Below are 23,927 nucleotides of genomic sequence, written 5' to 3' on the forward strand. Positions count from 1 at the left end.
TCCGGCACCCGCGACGACGGATCCACCTGGTCGCCACCTCAGACAGTTAACCCCGTGAGATCTCCGAAGGGGGAGGTCGGATCGTGACGACCACCAGCTCCAAGGTTGCCATCAAGCCGCTCGAGGACCGCATCGTGGTCCAGCCGCTCGACGCCGAGCAGACCACGGCTTCGGGCCTGGTCATTCCGGACACCGCCAAGGAGAAGCCCCAGGAGGGCGTCGTCCTGGCCGTGGGCCCGGGCCGCTTCGAGGACGGCAACCGTCTTCCGCTCGACGTCAGCGTCGGCGACGTCGTGCTCTACAGCAAGTACGGCGGCACCGAGGTGAAGTACAACGGCGAGGAGTACCTCGTCCTCTCGGCCCGCGACGTGCTCGCGATCGTCGAGAAGTAGTACTTCGCTTCACCGAAGCACCTTGCTTTCCAGCTGCGCCCCTGGCTCCCGCGACCATAAAAAGCCGGGCGTCGGGGGCGCAGTTGCCGTATAACCCCGAGATTTCCGGAAGAGGGCTCACGCTCCCATGGCGAAGATCCTGAAGTTCGACGAGGACGCCCGTCGCGCCCTCGAGCGCGGCGTCAACAAGCTTGCCGACACGGTGAAGGTGACGATCGGTCCCAAGGGCCGCAACGTCGTCATCGACAAGAAGTTCGGCGCCCCCACCATCACCAACGACGGCGTCACCATCGCCCGCGAGGTCGAGGTCGAGGACCCGTACGAGAACCTCGGCGCCCAGCTGGTGAAGGAGGTGGCGACCAAGACCAACGACATCGCGGGTGACGGCACCACCACCGCCACCGTGCTCGCCCAGGCGCTGGTGCGCGAGGGCCTGAAGAACGTCGCCGCGGGTGCCTCCCCGGCGCTGCTCAAGAAGGGCATCGACGCGGCCGTCAAGGCCGTCTCCGAGGACCTCCTCGCCACCGCCCGCCCGATCGACGAGAAGTCCGACATCGCCGCCGTGGCCGCGCTGTCCGCCCAGGACCAGCAGGTCGGCGAGCTGATCGCCGAGGCGATGGACAAGGTCGGCAAGGACGGTGTCATCACCGTCGAGGAGTCCAACACCTTCGGCCTGGAGCTGGACTTCACCGAGGGCATGGCCTTCGACAAGGGCTACCTGTCGCCGTACTTCGTGACCGACCAGGAGCGTATGGAGGCCGTCCTCGACGACCCGTACATCCTGATCAACCAGGGCAAGATCTCCTCCATCGCGGACCTGCTGCCGCTGCTGGAGAAGGTCATCCAGGCGGGCGCCTCGAAGCCGCTGCTGATCATCGCCGAGGACCTGGAGGGCGAGGCGCTCTCCACCCTCGTCGTCAACAAGATCCGCGGCACCTTCAACGCGGTCGCCGTGAAGGCCCCCGGCTTCGGTGACCGCCGCAAGGCGATGCTCCAGGACATGGCCGTCCTCACCGGCGCCACGGTCATCTCCGAGGAGGTCGGCCTCAAGCTCGACCAGGTCGGCCTGGACGTGCTCGGCACCGCCCGCCGCATCACCGTCACCAAGGACGACACCACCATCGTCGACGGTGCCGGCAAGCGCGACGAGGTCGAGGGCCGCATCAACCAGATCAAGGCCGAGATCGAGAACACCGACTCCGACTGGGACCGCGAGAAGCTCCAGGAGCGCCTCGCGAAGCTGGCCGGCGGCGTGTGCGTGATCAAGGTCGGCGCCGCCACCGAGGTGGAGCTGAAGGAGCGCAAGCACCGTCTGGAGGACGCCATCTCCGCGACCCGCGCCGCGGTCGAGGAGGGCATCGTCTCCGGTGGTGGCTCCGCGCTGGTCCACGCCGTCAAGGTCCTCGAGGGCAACCTCGGCAAGACCGGCGACGAGGCCACCGGTGTCGCGGTCGTCCGCCGCGCCGCCGTCGAGCCGCTGCGCTGGATCGCCGAGAACGCCGGCCTGGAGGGTTACGTCATCACCTCCAAGGTCGCCGACCTCGACAAGGGCCAGGGCTTCAACGCCGCCACCGGCGAGTACGGCGACCTGGTCAAGGCCGGCGTCATCGACCCGGTGAAGGTCACCCGCTCCGCCCTGGAGAACGCCGCGTCCATCGCCTCCCTCCTCCTCACGACCGAGACCCTGGTCGTCGAGAAGAAGGAAGAGGAAGAGCCGGCCGCCGCGGGCCACGGCCACGGCCACGCCCACTGAGCGCCGCGCTGAGCTGAACCGCCCGGTGCCCGGTCCCCTGCGGGGGGCCGGGCACCGTCGTTCCGGGACACCTTTGCTTCAAGGCACTGGTACTTCGGGGCACCGGTGCTTCGGGGCACCGGGGCGGGGAACCCGCCTGCCCCGTCGGGTTCGCCGCCGCGTGCGGCGCCGTCGTGCCGTCGTGGCCGGTCGCGCGGTTCCCCGCGCCCCTCAGGGCGTCGCGCCCGACGGACCTCGGACAAGCGCCGTCACAGCAGCCCGCTCAGCGGCAGTACCCGCTCGGCGAGCCGCCCCCGCAGCCGCTCCCCGGCGGTGTCGACGTCCTCCACGAGCCAGTCCGCGGCGACCAGCAGCCCGGCGTGCTCGGCGACGTCCTCGGGCCGCAGGCCGCAGAACGAGGCGACCGGGTCCAGCGCGATCCCGTCCCCGTCCTCGCCCGCACCCGCGAGGCGCCCGTCGGGACGGCTGTGGGCGGCGGTGTACACGGCGAGCAGCCGCGTGGCGGGCCCCGCCTTCTTCTTCCGCAGCTTCCGGTCGCCCACCACCTTCTGCGCCCACCCCGAGAGCCGCGCCCGGGTGACCTTGCCGAAGAAGAACGGGCGGGGCTGGGTGGGAATCAGCGTGGGCACCGTGACCCGGGTGGGTTCCTCGGGCCGGGACAGCAGCACGTCCTCGACGGTGACCTCCTCCGGCAGCACCAGCCAGCCCGCGTCGACCAGCTCCTGGAGCACCTGCTCGGCGTCCGACGCCAGCCAGCCGCCGAGGTCCTGCCCGGTGACGTTCCCGGTGCCCGCACGCGCGGCCCGCAGGGTGAGCATCAGCACCGCGAGCCGCGCATCGGCCCCGGGGAGCGGGGAGCGGGCCCGGACGTGCTCCAGTACGTTGCGTGCGTGGACGCCCTGGCCCCGGGTCAGCAACCGCTCGATCGCCGGCTCCTCCCCGTCCACCAGGAGGCCGCGCCGGTTGGCGTCCATCTCGCGGGTGGTCCGCGCGGCCGCCGCGGCCCGGTCCGCCTCCTCCCGCAGGGACGCGTCGCCGGTGACGTCGGCCCAGCGGGCGAACGCGCGGGCCTTGCGGTCGTGAAGATCGGCGAGGACCGCGAGGTCCGGTTCGGGCCGCCGCTGGTACGCGCGGAACGCGTCCCCGAGATCGGTCAGCTCCACGCGCAGCGCCTCGGGCTGGAGGTCGTCCGGCACGATCCGCTGCGCGACCTTCGCCCATCGCCCCGCCTTCCGGGCCCGGGCGGGGACACCGCCGGGCCGGACGGACGGGGCGGGCCGGGCGGCCGGGACGGAAGCCGCCCCGGCCCCGGTGGCACCGCGGCGGGCGGAGGCCGGGTCCGCCGACGGCACCCCGCCGCCGGGAGCGTCGGAGAACAGCACCGCCCCGCCCCCGGCCACCGGCCCCCGGCCTGCCTTCGGCCGGTCCGTACGTCCCCTGTCCGTGCCGTCGACGCATTCTCCGCCCCGGTCACCAGTGCCCGCGTTCACGCGATGCCGCCCTCTCCCTCGCCGAAACCTGCGACCCCCCGCCCGCTGCGGGCGCAGCCACCCGACGCTAAGTCGCACCGTCGCCCGGCAAGGGACAGACGGGGATAGACCACACGTTCGAGTGACGCGTCGTGGTGTTCGCGCCCGTGCGGCGACCAGACGGCCGACGCGAGGACTCGGGCGCACGGCCAGGCGGTTTCGGTGATCCGGGCGGGGTCACCGGCGCCGTGGTGTGCCTCGGGTCGAGGCAGGCATACGGCATGCGGATCCATGCACGGTGTTCATGGCGCTGACTCCGAGACCAGCGGCGCGTGCCCGCGTCCTCACTGCGGTCCGTACTTCCGTCCCGTCCGTGAGGTGAGTCCGCCCAGCAGGCCCCGTGGTACCAGCTTCGCCGCGCCCATCAGGGCCTTGTAGCGGGGGTCCGGGATCGACAGGGTCTTGTTGCGGGAGAGGTCGGCGAGGGCGGCGGCGACGACGTTGTCCGCGTCGAGCCACATCCAGTTCGGGATGTTGTCCGTGCCCATCCCGGCGCGCTGGTGGAACTCGGTGCGCACGAAACCGGGGGCCAGGGCCATCAGGCGTACGCCGCTGCCCGCAAGGTCCTTCGCCACGCCCTGGGTGAACTGCACGACCCACGCCTTGGAGGCGCCGTAGGTGCCGCGCGGGACGAAGGCGGCGACGGAGGCGACGTTGACGACGCCGCCGCGGCCCCGTTCCCGCATCGGCTCCACCGCCGCCGAGGTCAGCCGGAGCACCGCCTCGCAGTGCACCTTGAGCATGGTCAGCTCGTCGGCCATGGGGACGTCGAGGAAGCGGCCCTTGTTGCCGAAACCGGCGTTGTTGATCAGCAGGTCGACCGGGTTCCGGCGGGAGCCGAGCCGGTCGGCCACCGCCTCGATGCCGGTGTCCGTCGAGAGGTCGGCGGTCAGCACCTCCGCCTCGATGCCGTGCAGGTCGTGCAGTTCGGTGGCCTGCTCGCGCAGCCGCTTGGTGTCGCGGGCCACCAGCACCAGGTCGTGTCCGTCGGCCGCCAGCCGACGCGCGAACGCGGCGCCGAGGCCCGCCGTCGAGCCCGTAATCAATGCCGTTGTCATGGCGCAAGGTTAGGGCGCGCGATCACCGGTGCGGACCGAGCACGTCCGCTTCGCTCAGGCGCCGTACTCCGCCACGTACTTCCGCGCCGCCGCCAGTGACTCCGGGTGCAGCGCCGGACCCGCCGCGAGCAGCCGCGGAAGCAGCTCCCGCTGAGTCGTCATCGCGCGGAACTGCACGGCCACCGTCACCTCGTGGGCGGGCCGGTGCACGATCCGCACCGGGTCGCCCGCGCGGATCTCACCCGGTTCGAGGACCCGGAAGTAGGCGCCCGGCGCGCCCTTCTCCGTGAAGCGCTTCACCCAGCGGCGCTCGTCCAGGTGACCCTGGAAGGTGCGGCAGGGGATGCGCCCGGACGTCACCTCGAGGAGCAGCTCGGGACCGACCCGCCAGCGCTCTCCGATGAGGGCGCCGGTGAGGTCCAGGCCCGTGGTGGTGAGGTTCTCGCCGAACGAGCCGTTCGGCAGCTCGCGGCCCAGCTCGCGCGCCCAGTCGTCCATGTCCTCGCGCGCCATCGCGTACACCGCCTGGTCCTCACCGCCGTGGTGCCGCCGGTCGCAGACGGTGTCGCCGGCCAGACCGCTCGCCCCGACGCCCTTCGGGCCGGGGTCCGCCACGCGCACGGGACCGTCGGTGGGGCGCTTGTCGATGCCGGTGAGACCCTCGGGCTGGTCCGTGTACGGCACGGCCTCGGCGCGGCCCAGGTTGACGGACAGAAGCCTCATGGCGGGAAGACGCATGGAGGCACGGTAGGCCATCCACCGTCAAAGCGGCGACGCATTATTCGGCGTCCGGTCAAAGGGTCGCTTATCCTCGACGGTGTGATCGAGGCTCGTCATCTCCGCGTGCTGCGCGCCGTGGCATCGACCGGTTCCTTCTCCGCCGCCGGGCGCGAGCTGGGCTGCACCCAGCCCGCCGTCAGCCAGCAGATGAAGGCCCTGGAGTCGTCCGTCGGCACCCCGCTGCTCGTACGCACCGGCCGCGAGATGCGCCTGACCCAAGCCGGAGAGGCGCTGGTGCGGCACGCGGCCGGCATCATCGCCGGGCTCACCGCGGCCGAGGAGGAGGTCGCCGCGATCGCCGGGCTGCGCGCCGGGCGGGTGCGGCTGGTCTCCTTCCCCAGCGGCAGCTCCACCCTCGTACCGACCGCCCTGGCCGCGTTGCGCGCCGCGCACCCCGGCACCCGGGTCTCCCTGGAGGAGGCCGAGCCGCCGAGGTCCGTGGAGCTGCTGCGCGAGGGCGACTGCGACGTGGCGCTGGCCTTCCGCTACGAGGGTGCGGCCGGCGCGGAGGAGTGGGACGACCTCGTCGTACGGCCGCTGCTCACCGACCGGCTGGTGGCGCTGGTCCCGGAGGGGCACCGGCTCGCCCGTGCCGAGGGGTCCGTGGCCATCGGGGAGCTGGCCCGGGAGTCCTGGATCGCGGGCTGCCCGCGCTGCCGCGGCCAGCTGGTCGAGGTGTGCGAGGGGGCCGGTTTCACCCCGCGCATCGATTTCGCGACCGACGACTACCCGGCGGTGGTCGGCCTGGTCGGTGCCGGTCTGGGCGTCGCGGTGCTGCCCCAGCTCGCCGTCGAGTCCGTACGGCCCCGGGGTGTGCGGGCGGTCTCCCTCGAACCGTCCGTGCGGCGGGAGATCGTCGCGCTCACGCTGCCCGACCTGGCGCAGGTGCCGGCGGTGACGGCCACCCTCGACGAGCTGGCCCGGGCGGGCGCGCGCCTGTCGGCGGCGCGCTGACCGGTCGCAGGACCCGCCGCTCGTGGGCGGCCCCGTGGCAGGCGTTTTTCAGAGAAACGTTCCTTCAGTGAGGTGCGGACGCGTCCCCGCCGGCCGACGCCGATGCCGTCGCCACCAGGCGGTTGCGGGCCCGTCCCATGAGCTCCTCGCGCTCGTCCTCGGTCAGGCCGCCCCAGACGCCGTACGGTTCCCGCACCGCCAGCGCGTGCGCCGCGCACTCGGCGCGGACCGGGCACCTCATGCAGACCTCCTTGGCCGAGTTCTCGCGAGCACTCCGCGCCGCACCGCGTTCGCCCTCCGGATGGAAGAAGAGCGAACTGTCCACCCCGCGGCACGCAGCCAGGAGCTGCCAGTCCCACAGGTCCGCGTTCGGTCCGGGAAGGCGGGAGAAATCTGCCATTGCGTGACCCCTTGTAGCCGTTCTGGGTGGATACGGTGTCCACGACCGTACAACTACGATCTAAGGAGATGAAAATATGACTCATTGCGAATCTAGCCGCAGACACCAGCGAAGCGGAAGAAAAGCGGCTGAATGGGGCATGGCTTGTGGTGAAACGGCGTGAGTAGCACGCGCATGTCTGCTGCGTGGCCGCCCCCTCACGTAGAGTGCCGAAGACGACACACAGCCCCGTAACTCTTTCGAGTGACCGTCGTTGAGAGTGCGGAGGCGGTTGAAGGAACAAGTGCTCGGGCGGGCGTCCGGGACGGTCGACCGCACAGGTGACGATTTCGTACCAGCCTGGAGGCTCAACGTGACGCGCAAGAGCTGCGGAGGACGGCCATGACTTCCGTCCTCGTCTGCGACGACTCCCCGCTTGCCCGAGAGGCGCTCCGCCGCGCGGTCGCGACCGTGCCCGGCGTCGAGCGCGTGACGACGGCCGCCAACGGCGAGGAAGTCCTCCGCCGCTGGGGAGCCGACCGCTCGGACCTGATTCTGATGGACGTGCGCATGCCCGGCCTGGGCGGCGTCGAGACCGTCCGGCGGCTGCTGTCCGCCGACCCCGGCGCGCGCATCATCATGCTGACCGTCGCCGAGGACCTGGACGGCGTGGCCCTGGCCGTCGCCGCCGGTGCCCGCGGCTACCTGCACAAGGACGCCTCGCGCGCCGAGCTGCGCGCCACCGTGACCCAGGCGCTCGCCGACCCGACCTGGCGGCTCGCCCCGCGCCGGCTGCGTTCGGCCGAGATGGGCGCCGCGCCCACGCTCACCGCGCGGGAGATCCAGGTCCTGGAGGGCATGAGCCACGGCCGCTCCAACGCGGAGATCGGCCGTGAGCTGTTCCTCTCCGAGGACACCGTCAAGACCCACGCCCGTCGGCTCTTCAAGAAGCTCGGCGCCTCGGACCGGGCGCACGCGGTGGCGCTCGGCTTCCGGTGGGGCCTGGTCCGCTAGGGGCACCCCGTGCGAGGGAGGCCGACGAGGCCGGTCGGGGAGGTGACGATCCCCGCTTATCGCGAGGTGAGCGGGGGTGACAAGGCGACCCGCCGGGTGCCCGCTGCTCGTTTCGGCGCCGATGACGCATCCTTGAGGTGTGGAGTTCCTCGGGGACGAGTCGGTCGAGCGGAAGGGGAGGGCGCAGGGGATGAGTTCCGGCGCACCTGCTCATAACGCTTCGGTGCACAACAACGGGCACGGAGCCACGGATCGGACGGCCGCAAGGCACCATGGACCGATGCGTGACGACGAGGCGCCCCCGGACCAGGGGACGGTCGGTGGGCTCGTCCACCGCGCCGTGGACGGGGACGAGCAGGCCACGCACGACCTGCTCGCCCATGTCCATCCGCTGGCGCTGCGCTACTGCCGCACGCGGCTGTCCCGGCTGCCCGGTGACGCCCGGCACTTCGTCGAGGACCTCGCCCAGGAGGTCTGCGTCGCGGTGCTGCTCGCCCTGCCCCGCTACAAGGACACCGGACGCCCCTTCGAGGCGTTCGTCTTCGCCATCGCCGCACACAAGGTCGCCGACCTGCAGCGCGCCGCGATGCGCCATCCCGGGTCCACGGCCGTGCCCTCCGACGAGATGCCCGAGCGGCCGGACGACTCGCTGGGCCCCGAGGAGCGGGCGCTGCTCAACAGCGACGCCGCCTGGGCCAAGAAACTGCTGGCCAACCTGCCCGAGAACCAGCGCGAGCTGCTCCTGCTGCGTATCGCCGTCGGGCTCACGGCCGAGGAGACCGGGCAGATGTTGGGAATGTCACCGGGGGCCGTCCGGGTCGCCCAGCACCGGGCGCTGAGCCGGTTGCGGGCGCTGGCGGAGCAGTAGTCCGGGCCGTCCTCCCGGCAGTCGGCGCCATGACTCTCCTCGTGCGAAAGTACGAAGGTCGCGTGCTTCCTTGATCGTGGAATGACCTACCTCCGCTTCCCGTTAGCATGGACATCCGCACCGATCAAGGCCATTTGGGGAAGGTGTCATGACTGCCAACGTCGACGGAGTGCCCGAGAAATTCGCGACACTCGGGCTGACCTACGACGACGTGCTGCTGCTGCCGGGCGCCTCCGCGGTGCTCCCGAACGCGGTCGACACCTCGTCCCGCATCTCCCGCAACGTGCGGGTCAACATCCCGCTGCTCTCCGCGGCCATGGACAAGGTGACCGAGTCCCGGATGGCCATCTCCATGGCCCGCCAGGGCGGCGTCGGCGTCCTGCACCGCAACCTGTCCATCGAGGACCAGGCCAACCAGGTCGACCTGGTGAAGCGCTCCGAGTCCGGCATGGTGGCCAACCCCATCACCATCCACCCGGACGCCACCCTCGACGAGGCCGACGCCCTGTGCGCCAAGTTCCGCATCAGCGGTGTCCCGGTCACCGACGGCGCGGGCAGGCTGCTCGGCATCGTCACCAACCGCGACATGGCCTTCGAGACCGACCGCTCCCGGCAGGTGCGCGAGGTCATGACGCCGATGCCGCTGGTCACCGGCCAGGTCGGCATCTCCGGCGTGGACGCCATGGAGCTGCTGCGCCGCCACAAGATCGAGAAGCTGCCGCTGGTCGACGGCGACGGCATCCTCAAGGGCCTGATCACGGTCAAGGACTTCGTGAAGGCCGAGCAGTACCCGCACGCCGCGAAGGACGGAAAGGGCCGCCTGCTCGTCGGGGCCGCCGTGGGCGCCAGCCCCGAGGCCCTCGACCGCGCCCAGGCCCTGGCCGAGGCCGGGGTGGACTTCCTGGTCGTCGACACCTCGCACGGCCACAACAGCAACGCGCTGAGCTGGATGTCGAAGATCAAGTCGAGCGTCGGCGTCGACGTCGTCGGCGGCAACGTCGCCACCCGTGACGGCGCCCAGGCCCTGATCGACGCGGGCGTCGACGGCATCAAGGTCGGCGTCGGCCCCGGCTCCATCTGTACGACCCGGGTGGTCGCCGGCATCGGCGTCCCGCAGGTCACCGCGATCTACGAGGCCTCCCTCGCCGCCCGCGCCGCCGGGGTGCCGCTGATCGGCGACGGCGGCCTGCAGTACTCCGGCGACATCGGCAAGGCGCTCGCCGCCGGTGCCGACACCGTGATGCTGGGCAGCCTGCTGGCGGGCTGCGAGGAGTCGCCGGGCGAGCTGCAGTTCATCAACGGCAAGCAGTTCAAGTCCTACCGCGGCATGGGCTCGCTGGGCGCCATGCAGTCCCGCGGCCAGGGCCGGTCGTACTCGAAGGACCGGTACTTCCAGGCCGAGGTCGCCTCCGACGACAAGCTCGTGCCCGAGGGCATCGAGGGCCAGGTCCCCTACCGGGGTCCGCTGGCCAACGTGCTGCACCAGCTCGTCGGCGGTCTGCGCCAGACCATGGGCTACGTGGGTGCCGCCACCATCGGGGAGATGGAGTCCAAGGGCCGCTTCGTCCGGATCACCTCGGCGGGCCTCAAGGAGAGCCACCCGCACGACATCCAGATGACGGTCGAGGCGCCGAACTACAGCCGCAGCAAGTAAGCAGAGCAGGCAGCAGCCTCCCGAGGGCGGCTCCGGACCATCCGGGGCCGCCCTCTGCGGTGCCCCGGCGAGCCCGTCGGGGATACTGGGAGGCGCTGCAACGCATCAGGGAAAGGCCACAGACGTGACTGAGATCGAGATCGGGCGCGGCAAGCGCGGCCGCCGGGCGTACGCCTTCGACGACATCGCCGTCGTCCCCAGCCGCCGTACGCGGGACCCGAAGGAGGTCTCGATCGCCTGGCAGATCGACGCCTACCGCTTCGAGCTGCCGTTCCTGGCCGCTCCCATGGACTCGGTCGTCTCCCCGGCCACCGCCATCCGCATCGGCGAGCTGGGCGGCCTCGGCGTCCTCAACCTGGAAGGGCTGTGGACCCGCCACGAGGACCCGCAGCCGCTGCTCGACGAGATCGTCGGCCTCGACGCGGAGACCGCGACGCGCCGCCTCCAGGAGATCTACGCGGCTCCCATCAAGGAGGAGCTGATCGGGCAGCGCATCAAGGAGGTGCGCGACTCGGGCGTGGTCACCGCCGCCGCGCTCTCCCCGCAGCGCACCGCCCAGTTCTCCAAGGCCGTCGTGGACGCGGGCGTGGACATCTTCGTCATCCGCGGCACCACCGTCTCCGCGGAGCACGTGTCCGGCTCGCACGAGCCGCTGAACCTGAAGCAGTTCATCTACGAGCTGGACGTCCCGGTGATCGTCGGCGGCTGCGCCACCTACACCGCCGCGCTGCACCTGATGCGCACCGGCGCCGCGGGCGTCCTCGTCGGCTTCGGCGGCGGCGCCGCCCACACCACGCGCAACGTGCTCGGCATCCAGGTGCCCATGGCCACTGCGGTCGCGGACGTGGCGGCGGCCCGCCGGGACTACATGGACGAGTCCGGCGGCCGGTACGTCCACGTCATCGCCGACGGCGGCGTCGGCTGGTCCGGCGACCTCCCCAAGGCGATCGCCTGCGGCGCGGACTCCGTGATGATGGGCTCCCCGCTGGCCCGCGCGACCGACGCGCCGGGCAAGGGCCACCACTGGGGCATGGAGGCCGTCAACGAGGAGCTGCCGCGCGGCCAGAAGGTGGACCTCGGCACGGTCGGCACCATCGAGGAGGTCCTCACCGGCCCGTCCCGCACCCCCGACGGCTCGATGAACTTCTTCGGCGCCCTGCGCCGCGCCATGGCCACCACCGGCTACAGCGAGCTGAAGGAGTTCCAGCGCGTCGAGGTGACGGTCGCGGACTCGCAGCACCGGCGGTAGTCGTCACGGCATGTGAAGGGGCCGGTCACCTGGCGGGTGACCGGCCCCTTTCGCGTGCTCGGGGGCTCTTGAGGGGGCGCGTGACGCGGCGCGGGGGCGTGCGGTGGTGTTCGGGGCGAATGCGCGGGGGAGGGCCGTGCCGGATCGGTAGCGTCCCTGATCGGCGACCCGCTCTCTGGGGCGCCCCCTTCCAAGGAACCGTTCCGGGCCCCGCTCCTCGGGGCCCGGCCCGACTTCCAGACGGACCGCCTCACCGGGACATGGGCGGCATCGTGGAAGGGGGCGCGCCATGGGCCGTCACCGCAAGCCCACCCGCTGGGACCGGATCCGTCTGCGGATGGTGAAGTTCCGGAGGAGGTGCATCTTGTGGATTTATGGGAAGTGAGCGGCCACCCCTATGAGAGGTAGGGGTGGACACTCCGTTCACTTCTCTGGAGCCCGCCGCATTCCCAGTGCGGTGGGCTCCACCCTTTGCAGATGGTGAGCGGCCGTCCCCAGGAGAAATAGGGGCGGACACCCGTACCCGGCCGCAGGCCCACTGCGGCGGGCACCATCCGCTCCTCACCGTACCGGCGCAGCTGCCCTCTCACCACCAGCTCCGTGGCACGGTCACCCGCCGTGCGCCCCCGCCTCACAACCGGTGCGCCGCCCCCGTCGGTGTGGCCCCCCGGGTGTCCAGGAGAAGCTGGGCCTTGACCGACAGGCCCTGGAGGTCGTACGTGCGGTGCTGCTGGAGCAGGATCGTGAGGTCGGCGTCGGCGGCGGCCTCGTAGAGGGAGTCGGCGCGCGGGACGGGGCGATCGGCGACGTTCCAGGACGGGACGTGCGGGTCGTGGTAGCTGACGGCGGCGCCCATCGACATCAGGCGGGTGGCGATCTCCTCGGCCGGGGTGGCCTGCTGGTCGGCGAGGTCGGCCTTGTAGGTGACGCCGAGGAGCAGGATCCGGGCGCCGCGGGCGGACTTGCCGTGCTCGTTGAGGAGGGCGGCGCCGCGCTGGACGACGTAGCGGGGCATCTGGGCGTTGACCTGCTGGGCCAGCTCCACCATGCGCAGGCTGTGCGGGGCCCGGCCGGTCAGGTCCTGGGCGACGGAGTGGCCGCCGACACCGGGTCCGGGGCGGAAGGCCTGGAAACCGAAGGGCTTGGTCTCCGCGCAGCGCAGGACGTCCCACAGGTCGACGCCGAGATCGTCGCAGAGCACGGCCATCTCGTTGACCAGGGCGATGTTCACGTGCCGGAAGTTGGTCTCCAGGAGCTGGACCGTCTCCGCCTCCCTCGGTCCCCGGGCCCGGACCACCTTGTCGGTGAGGCGGCTGTAGAAGGCGGCGGCCGACTCGGTGCAGGCGGGGGTGAGGCCGCCGATGACCTTCGGGGTGTTGGCCGGGGTGAAGTCGCGGTTGCCGGGGTCCACGCGGCTGGGGGAGTAGGCGAGGTGGAAGTCGCGGCCGGCGCGCAGCCCGGAGCCCTGCTCCAGGAGCGGGCGCAGGAACTCCTCCGTCGTTCCGGGGCGCACCGGCGACTCCAGGATCACCGTGGTGTGCGGGCGCATGTGCGCGGCGAGGGTGCGGGCCGCGGCCTCCACCTGGCCGAGGTCCAGGCCGCCGCCGGGGGAGGGCGGGGTGGGCGCGCAGATCACGGCGGTGCGGACGCGGCCCAGCTCGGCCGGCCCGGCCGGACCGGTCGGGGTGCGGAAGCCCGTGGCGAGCATCCGCCGCACCTCGGCGGGGGTGAGCGGGTCGGCCTCGGGGCCGGTGCGGTAACCGAGGGTGGGGATGCCGGCGGCGACGGCGGCCTGGGCCAGGGGCAGGCCGTACGGGCCGAGTCCGATGACGGCGAGATCTGCGGGCATGGCGTGGGCCGTCCTTCCCAGTAGCCGAAGCGGGACAGGTGCGCAAGCCCGGTGGACAGGATGGGCGAGCACAACGTCAGACTAGGAGTAAATATGACCGATTTGCGGGATTGGTCTGCGGAGTTTCGGCGCGTTTCGACCCGTGTCGATGGGGCGGGGCGGGCCGACGTCGGACCGCGGGGACGTTGTCCACAAGGGGGAGCCGTCAGGCCCTCCTTTTGTCCACAGGGTGGAGCCGGCCGGATCCACCGCTTGTCCACAGGCTGAGGCCCGCACCTGCCGAAGTCGGGCAGGACGGTCAGAATCTGGGCATGGTGGGTACCAGGAACCGGGCTCGCCCGACGGGTGCGGCCGACGCGACCGACAGCGGGAGGCAGCAGTGAGGACAGCGACCCTTGGGCCGGCGCAGCGCGCCGAGTCACTCGCGGCCATGGCCGAGCGCGAGCTCGACGTGCTGGTGGTGGGCGCCGGTGTGGTCGGTGCGGGCACCGCGCTCGACGCCGTGACGCGCGGCCTGTCGGTGGGCCTGGTCGAGGCGCGGGACTGGGCCTCGGGGACCTCCAGCCGGTCCAGCAAGCTGATCCACGGCGGCCTGCGCTATCTGGAGATGCTCGACTTCGTCCTCGTCCGGGAGGCGCTGAAGGAGCGCGGGCTGCTGCTCGAACGGCTGGCCCCGCACCTGGTGAAGCCGGTGCCGTTCCTGTACCCGCTCCAGCACAAGGGCTGGGAGCGGCTGTACGCCGGCTCGGGCGTCGCGCTGTACGACGCCATGTCCATGGCCCGCGGTCACGGCCGCGGCCTGCCCCTGCACCGGCACCTGAGCCGCCGTCACGCCCTGCGCGTGGCGCCCGCCCTGAAGAAGGACGCGCTGGTCGGCGCGCTGCAGTACTACGACGCCCAGATGGACGACGCCCGCTTCGTGGCCACGCTGGTGCGCACCGCCGCGGCGTACGGCGCCAAGGTCGCCAACCGGGCGCGGGTCACCTCCTTCCTGCGCGAGGGCGAACGGGTGGTCGGCGCGCGGGTGCAGGACGTCGAGGCGGGCGGCGAGTACGAGGTCCGCGCCCAGCAGGTGGTGAACGCGACGGGCGTGTGGACCGACGACACCCAGGCCATGGTGGGCGAGCGCGGCCAGTTCCATGTGCGGGCCTCCAAGGGCATCCACCTGGTCGTGCCGAAGGACCGCATCCACTCCAGCACCGGCCTGATCCTGCGCACCGAGAAGTCCGTGCTGTTCGTCATCCCCTGGGGCCGGCACTGGATCATCGGCACCACGGACACCGACTGGGACCTGGACAAGGCCCACCCGGCCGCGTCCAGCGCCGACATCGACTACCTGCTGGAGCACGTCAACTCGGTGCTGTCGGTGCCGCTCACCCGCGACGACGTCGAGGGCGTGTACGCCGGACTGCGCCCGCTGCTGGCCGGCGAGTCGGACGCCACCAGCAAGCTGTCGCGCGAACACACCGTCGCCCACCCGGTGCCCGGCCTGGTCGTCGTGGCGGGCGGCAAGTACACCACCTACCGGGTGATGGCCAAGGACGCCGTGGACGAGGCCGTGCACGCCCTGGACCTGCGGGTCGCCGACTGCGTCACTGAGGAGACCCCGCTGCTCGGCGCCGAGGGGTACCACGCGCTGTGGAACGCGCGGGCCCGGATCGCCGCGCGCACCGGACTGCACGCCGTACGGGTGGAGCATCTGCTCAACCGCTACGGCTCGCTGACGGAGGAGCTGCTCGAACTCGTCGCCGCCGACCCCTCCCTGGGCGAGCCGCTCACCGGCGCCGACGACTACCTGCGCGCCGAAGTCGTCTACGCCGCCTCGCACGAGGGCGCGCGGCACCTGGACGACGTCCTCACCCGGCGCACCCGCATCTCCATCGAGACCTTCGACCGCGGTACGCGATGCGCCCGCGAGGCCGCCGAGTTGATGGCGCCGGTGCTCGGCTGGGACAAGGGCCAGGTGGAACGGGAGATCGAGCACTACGAGAAGCGTGTCGAGGCCGAGCGGGAGTCGCAGCGCCAGCCCGACGACCTGACGGCCGACGCGGCCCGGCTGGGGGCGCCGGACATCGTGGCACGGTAGAGGGGGCGGCCGGGAACCCTCCGGGCACCCTGGGCGTCGAGCACTTGTCGGGTGAGGGACAATGAAGGCTCTGTCAGGGCGGGTTGCATGAGGGGACGCATGTCGGAGGCGGAGCGGGCGGGGACATCCCGTACGGACAAGAGCGCACGTCTCCTCGCCGGGCGGTACCGGCTGGGAGACGTGCTCGGCCGCGGCGGCATGGGGACGGTGTGGCGCGCGGAGGACGAGACCCTCGGACGCACGGTCGCCGTCAAGGAGCTGCGGTTCCCGGGGAACATCGACGAGGAGGAGAAGCGGCGCCTGATCACGCGCACGCTGCGCGAGGCCAAGGCGATCGCGCGGATCCGCAACAACAGCGCGGTCACGGTCTACGACGTGGTCGAGGAGGACGACCGGCCGTGGATCGTGATGGAACTCGTCGAGGGCAAGTCGCTCGCCGAGGCCATCCGTGAGGACGGCCTGCTGGAACCCCGGCGCGCCGCCGAGGTCGGCCTGGCCATCCTGGACGTGCTGCGCTCCGCGCACCGCGAGGGCATCCTGCACCGCGACGTGAAGCCGTCGAACGTGCTGATCGCCGAGGACGGCCGGGTCGTGCTCACCGACTTCGGCATCGCCCAGGTCGAGGGCGACCCCTCCATCACCTCCACCGGCATGCTCGTCGGCGCCCCCTCCTACATCTCCCCCGAGCGGGCCCGCGGCCACAAGCCGGGACCGGCCGCCGACCTGTGGTCGCTGGGCGGACTCCTGTACGCCGCCGTCGAGGGCACCCCGCCCTACGACCGGGGCTCGGCGATCGCGACGCTGACCGCGGTGATGACGGAGAACCTGGAGGAGCCGAAGAACGCCGGCCCGCTGCGCGACGTCATCTACGGCCTGCTCACCAAGGACCCCGACCAGCGGCTCGACGACGCCGGTGCCCGGGCCATGCTCACCAAGGTCGTCCACGCCCCGGAGCGGGCGGCCGGGGACGAACCGGTGGACGCCACCAAGGTCGTGCCGCTGCCCCCGCAGCAGGACGGCCGCGGACGGCGAGGCGGCGCCCCGGGTACGGGCGGCGCGGGCGGCAAGCGGGCCGAGGAGGCCGGGGAGCGGCTGCGCGGAGCCCTGCGCAACGTGCGCAAGGCCGCCGCCGGGGCCGGTGCGGCCGGTGCGGCGGCGGCCTCACGGACCGCCTCGCGGACCAGGCCGGGCGGCCGCGGCGCGGCGGCGGGCGCCGCGGGTGCCACCGGTGCCGCGGACTCCACCGGTTCTGCCGGTACCACCGGTACCGCCGGTTCGGCGGGGGCGGCTGCCGGTCCGCCCGCGCCGCGGGTGGCGCCGGGCACGCGGGCCGGTGGCACCGCCGGGACGGGCGGCTCCGGCTCCGGCGCGTCGGGCGCCGCCGGGGGCGCGAAGAGCTCCGGCTGGCCCGTCGTACCGCCGCCGGACCTGCCGGCCAGGCCCGTTCCCCGGGCGCCGCTCACCGACGTGGTGCCGCGCCGCACACTGATCATCATCGCCGTGGTCGCCGCACTGGCGGTGCTCGGCACCGTGCTGGCCCTCACGCTCGGCGGAGACGACGACACGGGCGCCGAGGGCGGCAGCGGCGGCAAGACCGCGGCCACCGCCGGACCCAGCGGCGAGACCAAGCAGGACGAGGAGAGCGGCACCGGCACCGACGGCTCCGCCTCCGACCCGGCGACCGACGGGGAGGCGAGCGGCGCCCCGGCCGGCGGAGCGAGCGCGTCCGGCGAGAGCGACGGCGCGTCGGAGGACTCCGGGAAGTCCGACGACGACACCGCGGCCGCCACCCACAAGGGCGGCCAGGGCTACCGCATCGGCCTCCCCGAGGGCTGGAAGTTCTCCTCCACGGGCTCCTCGGGCGACCGGTTCACCGGGCCCCGCGGCCAGAAGCTGCTCGTGGCCTGGACCTCCTCGCCCAAGGGCGACCCCGTCGCGGACTGGAAGAGCCAGGAGCGGTACATGGTCCGCGCCAACTACAAGAAGATCCGGATAGAGAAGGTGGGCTACCGCGGCTGGAACACGGCCGACTGGGAGTTCACCTACACCGACGGCGGCACCGAGTACCGCACCGTGGACCGGGGCTTCGTCGTCAACGACCACCAGGGTTACGCGCTCATGTACACCGCGCAGGCCGCCGACTGGGGTGACGATCTGCGCCGCGACACCTGGCGGACCCTGACGAAGACCTTCGAGCCGAAGTCCTGAGCCGGCCGGCCCGCGGTCCGGCGACCGAGGGCCCCGGGTTTGAGCCGCGCGATATCTGGCATCAGCTCTTTGCGGGTTGCCTCCGGCACGTATCGTGAGTGCTTGCGGACCGTACGCAGCCGGAACGGCCCGCAGGACGAACGGAATTGACCAACGGCTGCCGGGGGTGGTGACGTGGACGACTACGCGGGCCGGGTGCTCGCCGACCGCTACCGCCTGCCCCTGCCGCCCTCCGACGAGTACGAACTCACCGAGACCCCGGCCTTCGACACCTACAGCGGCCAGGAAGTACTGGTCCGCCAGGTGCCGTTGCCCGAAGTCGTCGAGGCCGAGGTGCTCGACGCGGACGGCCTGCCCGACGGCTTCACGGCCCGGGACGGCGGCGCCCGGTACCCCGGCCGGCGGACACCGGCCGGAGGCGGCGGCCCGAGGCGGCCGGCCGATCCGGTGGTACGGCGGGCCGTCGAGGCCGCGCAGGCCGCGGCGGCGGTGCCCGACCATCCGCGCCTCGACCAGGTCTTCGACGTCTTCGCCGAGGGCGGCTCACTGTGGATCGTCAGCGAGCTGGTGGCCGCAAGGCCGCTGGCCGCGCTGCTCGCCGAACAGACCCTGACGCCGTACCGGGCGGCCGAGGTGGCCTCCGACGTCGTCCTGGCGCTGCGGGTGCTCCACTCCTACGGCTGGGTGCACCGCAACATCACCGCACGCACCGTGCTCGTCTGCGACGACGGGCGCGTCATGCTGACCGGCCTGGCGGTCGGGGCGGCGGAGGAGGCGCTGTGCGGGTACGACCCGGTGCCCCCGCCGCCCGAGGAGGAGCCGGCACCCGCCGTCGACCCGAACGGGACCTTCGGCCCGGGCGGCACCACCACCCGGACGGCGGTCTTCGGGCCGGGCGACGCCGACCCCGAGGCCGCCCGGCGGGCCGCCATCGAGGCGCGGGGCGTCGGCGGGCTCCCGGTGCCCCCGGGGGCCCAGGCGCTGGGCGCGTCCCCCGCCTCACCCGCCTCCCTCGCGCCCGCGTCGCTCGACGCCGCCGGGGAGGCCCGCGCCGCTCGCGCCGGTGCGATCGCCGCCTACCGCGCGGGGGCCAGGGCCGCGGCCCGCGTCCAGGAGGCGCAGCACGGCCACGCGGCGCTGCCGGGCGCCCGCCCCGCTCCCGACGACGCCTCACGGGCCGGTGATGCCGGCATCGGGCGAGAGGGCTTCACCGCCGGATCCGGCCGGGACGCGCACGCCGTGGCGCCCGAGACCCGGCCCGGCGTCCCCCGGGGCGACGGCGGAGCCGGTGACCCCGCGACACCCGGTGCCGGCGTCCCGCCCGGGCGGATCGCCGACCCCTACGGCGTACGCACCACCTCCTGGCACGGCGCCGCCCCCCGCACACCCGGCGACCCGGCGCTGCCCACGCCCCGCCCGGCCGGTGAACCCCCGGCCGGCCCGGGCCCCGCACCCGGACGGGCCCTGCCCGCCGCGCGGCAGGAGACCACCGCGGGCTCCGCCGCGGCGTGGCAGGAGACCACCGAGGGCCCCGCCGCCCAGCCCCGGGAGGGCACCCCCGGGCCGGCCGGCCCGGCGCGGGACGACGCGTCCGCGCCCGCCGCCCGCTGGGACGGCCCGGCCGCCCGGACCCCCGCGCCGCGCGGACCGGCCACCGCGCTCGCCGCCGAGCGCGCCCGGCAGACGCGGATGGCCCTGGTCGGACCCGTGACCGAGCGCTGGGCGCCGGAGCAGGCCGGGCCGGTGCACGAGAACTGGCAGCTGGCCGCGCCCATCGGCCCCGCCACCGACCTGTGGGCCCTGGGCGCGCTGCTCTTCCGCGCCGTACAGGGGCACGCGCCCTACCCGGAGGAGTCGACGGCCGAGCTGGTGCAGATCGTGTGCGCGGAGCCGCCGGCGTTCGCCGAGGAGTGCGGACCGCTGCGGCCGGTGGTGGAGTCGCTGCTGCGTCAGGACCCCACCGAGCGCATCGACTTCGAGGAACTGAGCGGCTGGCTCCGCTCGCTGGTGCGGTCCGCCCCCGAGCCGGAGGCCGGCCTGCACGTCGTCTCGGCCCCGCCCGTCGAGACCGGCCGGCTGCCCATCGTGCGCCGCCGCGGCGAACTGGTGCGCCGGCGCCGTGCCGGACTGCCCGCGCACCACGGCCGGCACAAGAGAGGCAGGCCGGACACCGGCCGCTCCCCGCGCAACCTGGGCCGGACCCTGCTCCTGCTGATCCTGCTGGCGATGGCCGGTGCGGTCGCGTACGCCATGTTCTTCCTGCCCAAGAGCGACACGAGCGGGGCCGGGGCCGGCGACCGCACGGGCGCCGCCGGCCAGTCGCCGTCCGCGCAGTCCCCGTCCCAGCAGTCGCCGGACGCCGGCCGCGAGCCCCGGCCGGACCGGACGTCCCCGAAGCCCGACCCCGAGGCCACGCAGACGGCGGGCGGCACCGAGACGCAGTCCGACGTGGCCGACGGATTCACCCTGCGCAAGGACCCGGAGGGCTTCCAGGTCGCCGTCGCCGAGGGCTTCGACCGCACGCCCCGCAACGGCAGCGGCCAGGTCGTCTACGGCAAGGGCGGCTTCGAGCTGCTCGTCGTGCCCGGCCGGGACCGCGCCTCCGAGTTCGGCGACGACCCCATGGTCTACCAGCGGGACAGCGAACCGGAGTTGGCCTCCTACCGCGCCTCCAGCTGGGCCACCTCCAGCGGACTGAAGACCATCGAGGTCGGCGGACGGACCATGGCGGAGGGGCAGTTCACCTGGACCGGCGCCGGCGGCGAGCTGTACGTGCGCAACGTCGCCGTTCTGATCGACGGGCGCTACCACGTGTTGCAGGTCCGCGGTCCGGAGGCGGAGCGTGACGAGGTGAACCGGCTGTTCGAACAGGCCTCGGCCACCTACCAGTACACGCGCTGACGGCAGTTCGCCCCGATGGTTGCCTCCCGTCACGGAAAGCGACAACCGTCACAGAGCGGTTTCCGTACCACCCCACCCGTTCCCCGGACGGAGGCCGGTCCCTAGTCTGACCCTGACAAGACCATTGCGGGGCAACGTGAATCAGATGCAGGGCCGGCTCGTCGCGGGACGCTACCGGCTCGGGGAAGCCATCGGCAGCGGCGGCATGGGCCGGGTGTGGCGCGCGCACGACGAGGTGCTGCACCGGTCCGTCGCCATCAAGGAGTTGACCGCCGCGCTGTACGTCTCCGAGAGCGACCAGGCCATCCTCCTGGCACGCACCCGGGGCGAGGCGCGCGCGGCGGCGCGGATCAACCACTCGGCCGTCGTCACGGTGCACGACGTGCTCGAACACGACGGCCGGCCGTGGATCGTGATGGAGCTGGTCGAGGGACGCTCGCTGGCCGACGCCGTCAAGGAGGACGAGCGGGTCGACCCGCGGGAGGCGGCCCGGATCGGCCTGTGGGTACTGCGCGCGCTGCGTGCCGCGCACACCGCCGGAGTCCTGCACCGCGACGTCAAACCGGGCAACGTGCTGCTCGCCGACGACGGACGCGTCCTGCTCACCGACTTCGGCATCGCGCAGATCGAGGGCGACTCCACCATCACCCGGACCGGGGAGGTCGTCGGCTCCGTCGACTACCTCGCCCCGGAGCGCGTCCGCGGGCACGACCCCGGCCCGTCCTCCGACCTGTGGGCGCTGGGCGCCACGCTGTACACGGCGGTGGAGGGCAGGTCGCCGTTCCGCCGCACCTCGCCGCTGACCACCATGCAGGCGGTCGTCGAGGAGGACGCCACCGAGCCCCGGTACGCGGGTGTGCTGGCGCCCGTCATCAGCGCCCTGCTGCGCAAGGACCCGGCCGGGCGCCCCGACGCGACCGAGGCCGAGTACCTGCTCGCCCAGGCCGCCGAGGGCCGCCGCCCCGACGCGGCCCAGGCGTACGTACCGACGACCCGGTACCCGGGGCCCCCGCCGGGTACGGGCGACACGCTCCACCAGCAGATGCCCGGCGTCCCGGGCACGCCGGAGGTGCCCGGGACGCCGGGGGCCCGCGGGCCGGCGGGCGGGACCGCCGCCACGCCGTACCCGCAGGCGACCGGGCCCACCGCCGTCGGTCCCGCGGTGGCGGGGCACCCGGTGCCCGGTCACGCGGCGGCCGGGGCCGCTCCCGGCACCGCTCCCCGGCGCCCCCGGCGTCATCGCCTGCGCACGCTGGCCCTGGTCGTCGCCGCCGCCGCGCTCATCGGCGGCGCGGGCACCGCCGTGGTACTGCAACAGCGGGACGACGGCGGCTCGTCGGCGGACGCCGACCCCACGCACGGGCCGTCGGACTCCGCGTCGCCCTCCGCGTCCGAGAAGACCGGCAAGGGCCCCGGCGGCTCCGTCCCGGCCGACTGGGTACGCCGGGACGACCCGCTCGGTTTCAGCCTCTACCTGCCCGAGAACTGGCAGCGGAAGGACTTCGACGGCGACAGCGGCGAACTGCGGCAGATCGACTACACCCCCGACGGCGGCGAGCACTTCCTCCGCGTCTCCGTCGACACCGCTCCCGACTACAACGACCCGTACGCCCACGCGCAGGACCTGGACGCCCAACTCCTCCAGCGGCTGGTCGACTACCGGCGTGTCGGCCTGGAACGCGTCGGCTACCGCGACCGCGACAGCACCCGGTGGGAGTACACCTTCACGGCGCTGGCGAAGGACACCCGGTTCCCCGGTCCCCGCCGCGCCGTGTCGCAGATGTACATGTCCCGCGACGGCGTCGAGTACGCCCTCAACATGTCCGGGCCGGCGAGCGACTGGCCGGCCACGCGGCGGTGGTTCGCCGCCGTGCTGCAGAGCTGGCAGGAGCGGACCGGCTGACCCGCCGCGCGCTCACAACGGCTGCCGTGCGCCCGTCGGTTGTCGGCCACCCGGGTGACGGCGACCCGGAGCCGATGCGTCCGGTGGGGCATCATGGGACGCATGGTGACCGAGGGGGCGGGCGGGCGTGTCATCGCGGGCCGTTACCGGCTCCACGAGCGGCTCGGCAGCGGCGGCATGGGCATCGTGTGGCGGGCCACCGACCAACTGCTGGCCCGCGAGGTGGCCGTGAAGGCGCTCCCCCTGGACGAGTCCCTCTCCGCGGCGGAGGCCCGGCGGCGCCGTGAGCGCACCCTGCGCGAGGCCCGCGCGGTCGCGCAGTTGCGGCACCCGCACGTCATCGTCGTGCACGACGTGGTCGAGGACGACGAACGGGCCTACATGGTCATGGAACTGGTCGACGGCGGCTCGCTCGCCGACCGCGTCCTCAGTCACGGCCCCGTCGACGCGGCCGAGGCCGCACGCATCGGCGTCGCCCTGCTCGACGCCCTGGGCACCGCCCACGCGGCCGGCATCCTGCACCGGGACGTGAAGCCCTCCAACGTGCTGGTCGCCGAGGACGGCCGGGTCGTCCTCACCGACTTCGGCGTGGCCCAGGTGGCGGGTTCCACCACGCTCACCGAGAGCGGCTCCTTCGTCGGGTCCCCCGAGTACACCGCTCCGGAGCGGATGTCCGGACTCGGGACCGGTCCCGCGTCCGACCTGTGGTCGCTCGGCGTGCTGCTGTGCGCGGTCCTCAGCGGCGCGTCGCCCTTCCACCGCGACTCGCTGGGCGGTGTCCTGCACGCCGTGGTCAGCGACGAGATCCGCCCGCCCGCGCAGGCCGCACCGCTCCTCCCGGTCGTACGGGGCCTGCTGGAGCGGGACCCGCGACGACGGCTGGACGCGGCGTCGGCACAGCGGATGCTGCGCGCCTACCTCAGGACGGGCCGTACGCCCGCGACCCCGGGGGCGGCCTCGGCCGGTGAGCCGCGCGCACGGCGGAGCACCGGACGGAGCGTGCTCATGGCGGTGCTGCTGGTTGTGGCCGCGGTCGGCGCGGGCGTCTCGGCGGCCGCACTGCTCGCGGACGGCGGCGGCGAAGGGGGCGGTACGCCGACGAGTTCGGTACCCGCGACGCCGACACGGGCACCGACGTCGACCTCGGCGCCGACGCCGCCCCCGACCTCGGCGCCGCACCGGCCCGAGGCGCCGACGGCGGCGCCGCCGTTCCCGTCGGCGCACGGTTCCGGCACCTAGGCGTGTGCTTCGGATCAGGCCGGCTCCGGGCGAGGGTGCCCTGTTGCCGCCCAGCGACCCTCGGCAGGATCCGAACGACGCCCCCCCAAACGGGAGATATGCGGCACCCCG

The 23,927-nt window shown here is 73.3% G+C and carries 17 protein-coding genes; 12 read left to right on the forward strand and 5 right to left on the reverse strand.

Features of this window, described 5'->3' with window-relative positions; genetic code table 11:
• Window positions 1-83: 83 nt before the first annotated feature.
• Both groES and groL read left to right on the forward strand, forming a co-directional pair.
• On the forward strand, window positions 84-392 hold the full coding sequence (gene groES / locus ACIBCJ_RS26605) for a co-chaperone GroES (protein WP_003974211.1): 309 nt from the start codon (window positions 84-86) through the stop codon (window positions 390-392).
• A gap of 127 nt (window positions 393-519) precedes the next feature.
• On the forward strand, window positions 520-2,145 hold the full coding sequence (gene groL / locus ACIBCJ_RS26610) for a chaperonin GroEL (RefSeq protein ID WP_362100871.1): 1,626 nt from the start codon (window positions 520-522) through the stop codon (window positions 2,143-2,145).
• A 248-nt stretch (window positions 2,146-2,393) separates the two neighbouring features.
• Here the strand turns inward: groL and ACIBCJ_RS26615 are convergent, their stop codons facing one another.
• The 3 genes from ACIBCJ_RS26615 to ACIBCJ_RS26625 all read right to left on the reverse strand — a co-directional run bounded on the left by ACIBCJ_RS26615 (window position 2,394) and on the right by ACIBCJ_RS26625 (window position 5,455).
• The gene (locus tag ACIBCJ_RS26615; protein ID WP_365980446.1) at window positions 2,394-3,635 is read right to left on the reverse strand and encodes a hypothetical protein; all 1,242 of its coding nucleotides are present in this window, start codon (window positions 3,633-3,635) and stop codon (window positions 2,394-2,396) included.
• A 323-nt stretch (window positions 3,636-3,958) separates the two neighbouring features.
• Window positions 3,959-4,732 carry an SDR family oxidoreductase gene (locus ACIBCJ_RS26620; RefSeq protein WP_362502664.1) on the reverse strand — a complete coding sequence of 258 codons (774 nt, stop codon included), beginning with the start codon at window positions 4,730-4,732 and terminating at the stop codon, window positions 3,959-3,961.
• Window positions 4,733-4,786: 54 nt separating this feature from the next.
• A complete protein-coding gene (locus tag ACIBCJ_RS26625; protein WP_365980506.1) occupies window positions 4,787-5,455 on the reverse strand; it encodes an MOSC domain-containing protein in 669 nt (222 codons plus the stop codon).
• 96 nt (window positions 5,456-5,551) lie between these two features.
• On the opposite strand from ACIBCJ_RS26625, the gene ACIBCJ_RS26630 reads away from it, so the two are divergent.
• Complete coding sequence (locus ACIBCJ_RS26630; RefSeq protein WP_362100880.1) at window positions 5,552-6,466, forward strand: LysR family transcriptional regulator; 915 nt, start codon at window positions 5,552-5,554, stop codon at window positions 6,464-6,466.
• 64 nt (window positions 6,467-6,530) lie between these two features.
• Here the strand turns inward: ACIBCJ_RS26630 and ACIBCJ_RS26635 are convergent, their stop codons facing one another.
• On the reverse strand, window positions 6,531-6,866 hold the full coding sequence (locus ACIBCJ_RS26635) for a WhiB family transcriptional regulator (RefSeq protein WP_365980447.1): 336 nt from the start codon (window positions 6,864-6,866) through the stop codon (window positions 6,531-6,533).
• A gap of 381 nt (window positions 6,867-7,247) precedes the next feature.
• Here ACIBCJ_RS26635 and ACIBCJ_RS26640 point away from each other — a divergent pair, with 381 nt between their 5' ends.
• The 4 genes from ACIBCJ_RS26640 to ACIBCJ_RS26655 all read left to right on the forward strand — a co-directional run bounded on the left by ACIBCJ_RS26640 (window position 7,248) and on the right by ACIBCJ_RS26655 (window position 11,630).
• A complete protein-coding gene (locus ACIBCJ_RS26640; RefSeq protein WP_003948568.1) occupies window positions 7,248-7,859 on the forward strand; it encodes a response regulator transcription factor in 612 nt (203 codons plus the stop codon).
• 280 nt (window positions 7,860-8,139) lie between these two features.
• Window positions 8,140-8,727 (forward strand): sigma-70 family RNA polymerase sigma factor, encoded by a 588-nt coding sequence (locus tag ACIBCJ_RS26645; protein ID WP_031034860.1) that lies wholly within the window; start codon window positions 8,140-8,142, stop codon window positions 8,725-8,727.
• Between the two features lie 148 nt (window positions 8,728-8,875).
• Entirely contained in the window at window positions 8,876-10,381 is a 1,506-nt protein-coding gene (guaB, locus tag ACIBCJ_RS26650) for an IMP dehydrogenase (protein WP_362100886.1), read from the forward strand.
• Window positions 10,382-10,505: 124 nt separating this feature from the next.
• A complete protein-coding gene (locus tag ACIBCJ_RS26655; RefSeq protein ID WP_362100889.1) occupies window positions 10,506-11,630 on the forward strand; it encodes a GuaB3 family IMP dehydrogenase-related protein in 1,125 nt (374 codons plus the stop codon).
• Window positions 11,631-12,261: 631 nt separating this feature from the next.
• On the opposite strand, the gene ACIBCJ_RS26660 is transcribed toward ACIBCJ_RS26655, so the two are convergent.
• On the reverse strand, window positions 12,262-13,479 hold the full coding sequence (locus ACIBCJ_RS26660) for a nucleotide sugar dehydrogenase (protein ID WP_362100892.1): 1,218 nt from the start codon (window positions 13,477-13,479) through the stop codon (window positions 12,262-12,264).
• Window positions 13,480-13,858: 379 nt separating this feature from the next.
• Here ACIBCJ_RS26660 and ACIBCJ_RS26665 point away from each other — a divergent pair, with 379 nt between their 5' ends.
• The 5 genes from ACIBCJ_RS26665 (at window position 13,859) to ACIBCJ_RS26685 (ending at window position 23,816) form a co-directional block, all read left to right on the forward strand.
• Window positions 13,859-15,565 (forward strand): glycerol-3-phosphate dehydrogenase/oxidase, encoded by a 1,707-nt coding sequence (locus ACIBCJ_RS26665; protein WP_133887734.1) that lies wholly within the window; start codon window positions 13,859-13,861, stop codon window positions 15,563-15,565.
• 99 nt (window positions 15,566-15,664) lie between these two features.
• Window positions 15,665-17,773 carry a protein kinase gene (locus tag ACIBCJ_RS26670; protein WP_362502843.1) on the forward strand — a complete coding sequence of 703 codons (2,109 nt, stop codon included), beginning with the start codon at window positions 15,665-15,667 and terminating at the stop codon, window positions 17,771-17,773.
• A 174-nt stretch (window positions 17,774-17,947) separates the two neighbouring features.
• On the forward strand, window positions 17,948-20,674 hold the full coding sequence (locus ACIBCJ_RS26675) for a protein kinase (RefSeq protein WP_365980448.1): 2,727 nt from the start codon (window positions 17,948-17,950) through the stop codon (window positions 20,672-20,674).
• Window positions 20,675-20,819: 145 nt separating this feature from the next.
• Complete coding sequence (locus tag ACIBCJ_RS26680; protein ID WP_362100958.1) at window positions 20,820-22,577, forward strand: protein kinase; 1,758 nt, start codon at window positions 20,820-20,822, stop codon at window positions 22,575-22,577.
• A 93-nt stretch (window positions 22,578-22,670) separates the two neighbouring features.
• Window positions 22,671-23,816: a serine/threonine-protein kinase gene (locus tag ACIBCJ_RS26685; RefSeq protein WP_365980449.1), complete on the forward strand. Its 1,146-nt coding sequence runs from the start codon at window positions 22,671-22,673 to the stop codon at window positions 23,814-23,816.
• Window positions 23,817-23,927 lie beyond the last annotated feature (111 nt).

It is taken from the genome of Streptomyces sp. NPDC051136, from assembly GCF_044455745.1.
Taxonomy (GTDB): Bacteria; Actinomycetota; Actinomycetes; order Streptomycetales; family Streptomycetaceae; genus Streptomyces.

What these genes read in the sequence shown, in the direction of transcription:
- groL (WP_362100871.1), top strand. Translation starts at nt 520, where the DNA reads ATGGCGAAGATCCTGAAGTTCGACGAGGACGCCCGTCGCGCCCTCGAG.
- ACIBCJ_RS26620 (WP_362502664.1), bottom strand. Translation starts at nt 4,732, where the DNA reads ATGACAACGGCATTGATTACGGGCTCGACGGCGGGCCTCGGCGCCGCG.
- ACIBCJ_RS26625 (WP_365980506.1), bottom strand. Translation starts at nt 5,455, where the DNA reads ATGAGGCTTCTGTCCGTCAACCTGGGCCGCGCCGAGGCCGTGCCGTAC.
- ACIBCJ_RS26635 (WP_365980447.1), bottom strand. Translation starts at nt 6,866, where the DNA reads ATGGCAGATTTCTCCCGCCTTCCCGGACCGAACGCGGACCTGTGGGAC.
- ACIBCJ_RS26640 (WP_003948568.1), top strand. Translation starts at nt 7,248, where the DNA reads ATGACTTCCGTCCTCGTCTGCGACGACTCCCCGCTTGCCCGAGAGGCG.
- ACIBCJ_RS26645 (WP_031034860.1), top strand. Translation starts at nt 8,140, where the DNA reads ATGCGTGACGACGAGGCGCCCCCGGACCAGGGGACGGTCGGTGGGCTC.
- guaB (WP_362100886.1), top strand. Translation starts at nt 8,876, where the DNA reads ATGACTGCCAACGTCGACGGAGTGCCCGAGAAATTCGCGACACTCGGG.
- ACIBCJ_RS26660 (WP_362100892.1), bottom strand. Translation starts at nt 13,479, where the DNA reads ATGCCCGCAGATCTCGCCGTCATCGGACTCGGCCCGTACGGCCTGCCC.
- ACIBCJ_RS26670 (WP_362502843.1), top strand. Translation starts at nt 15,665, where the DNA reads ATGTCGGAGGCGGAGCGGGCGGGGACATCCCGTACGGACAAGAGCGCA.
- ACIBCJ_RS26680 (WP_362100958.1), top strand. Translation starts at nt 20,820, where the DNA reads ATGCAGGGCCGGCTCGTCGCGGGACGCTACCGGCTCGGGGAAGCCATC.
- ACIBCJ_RS26685 (WP_365980449.1), top strand. Translation starts at nt 22,671, where the DNA reads ATGGGACGCATGGTGACCGAGGGGGCGGGCGGGCGTGTCATCGCGGGC.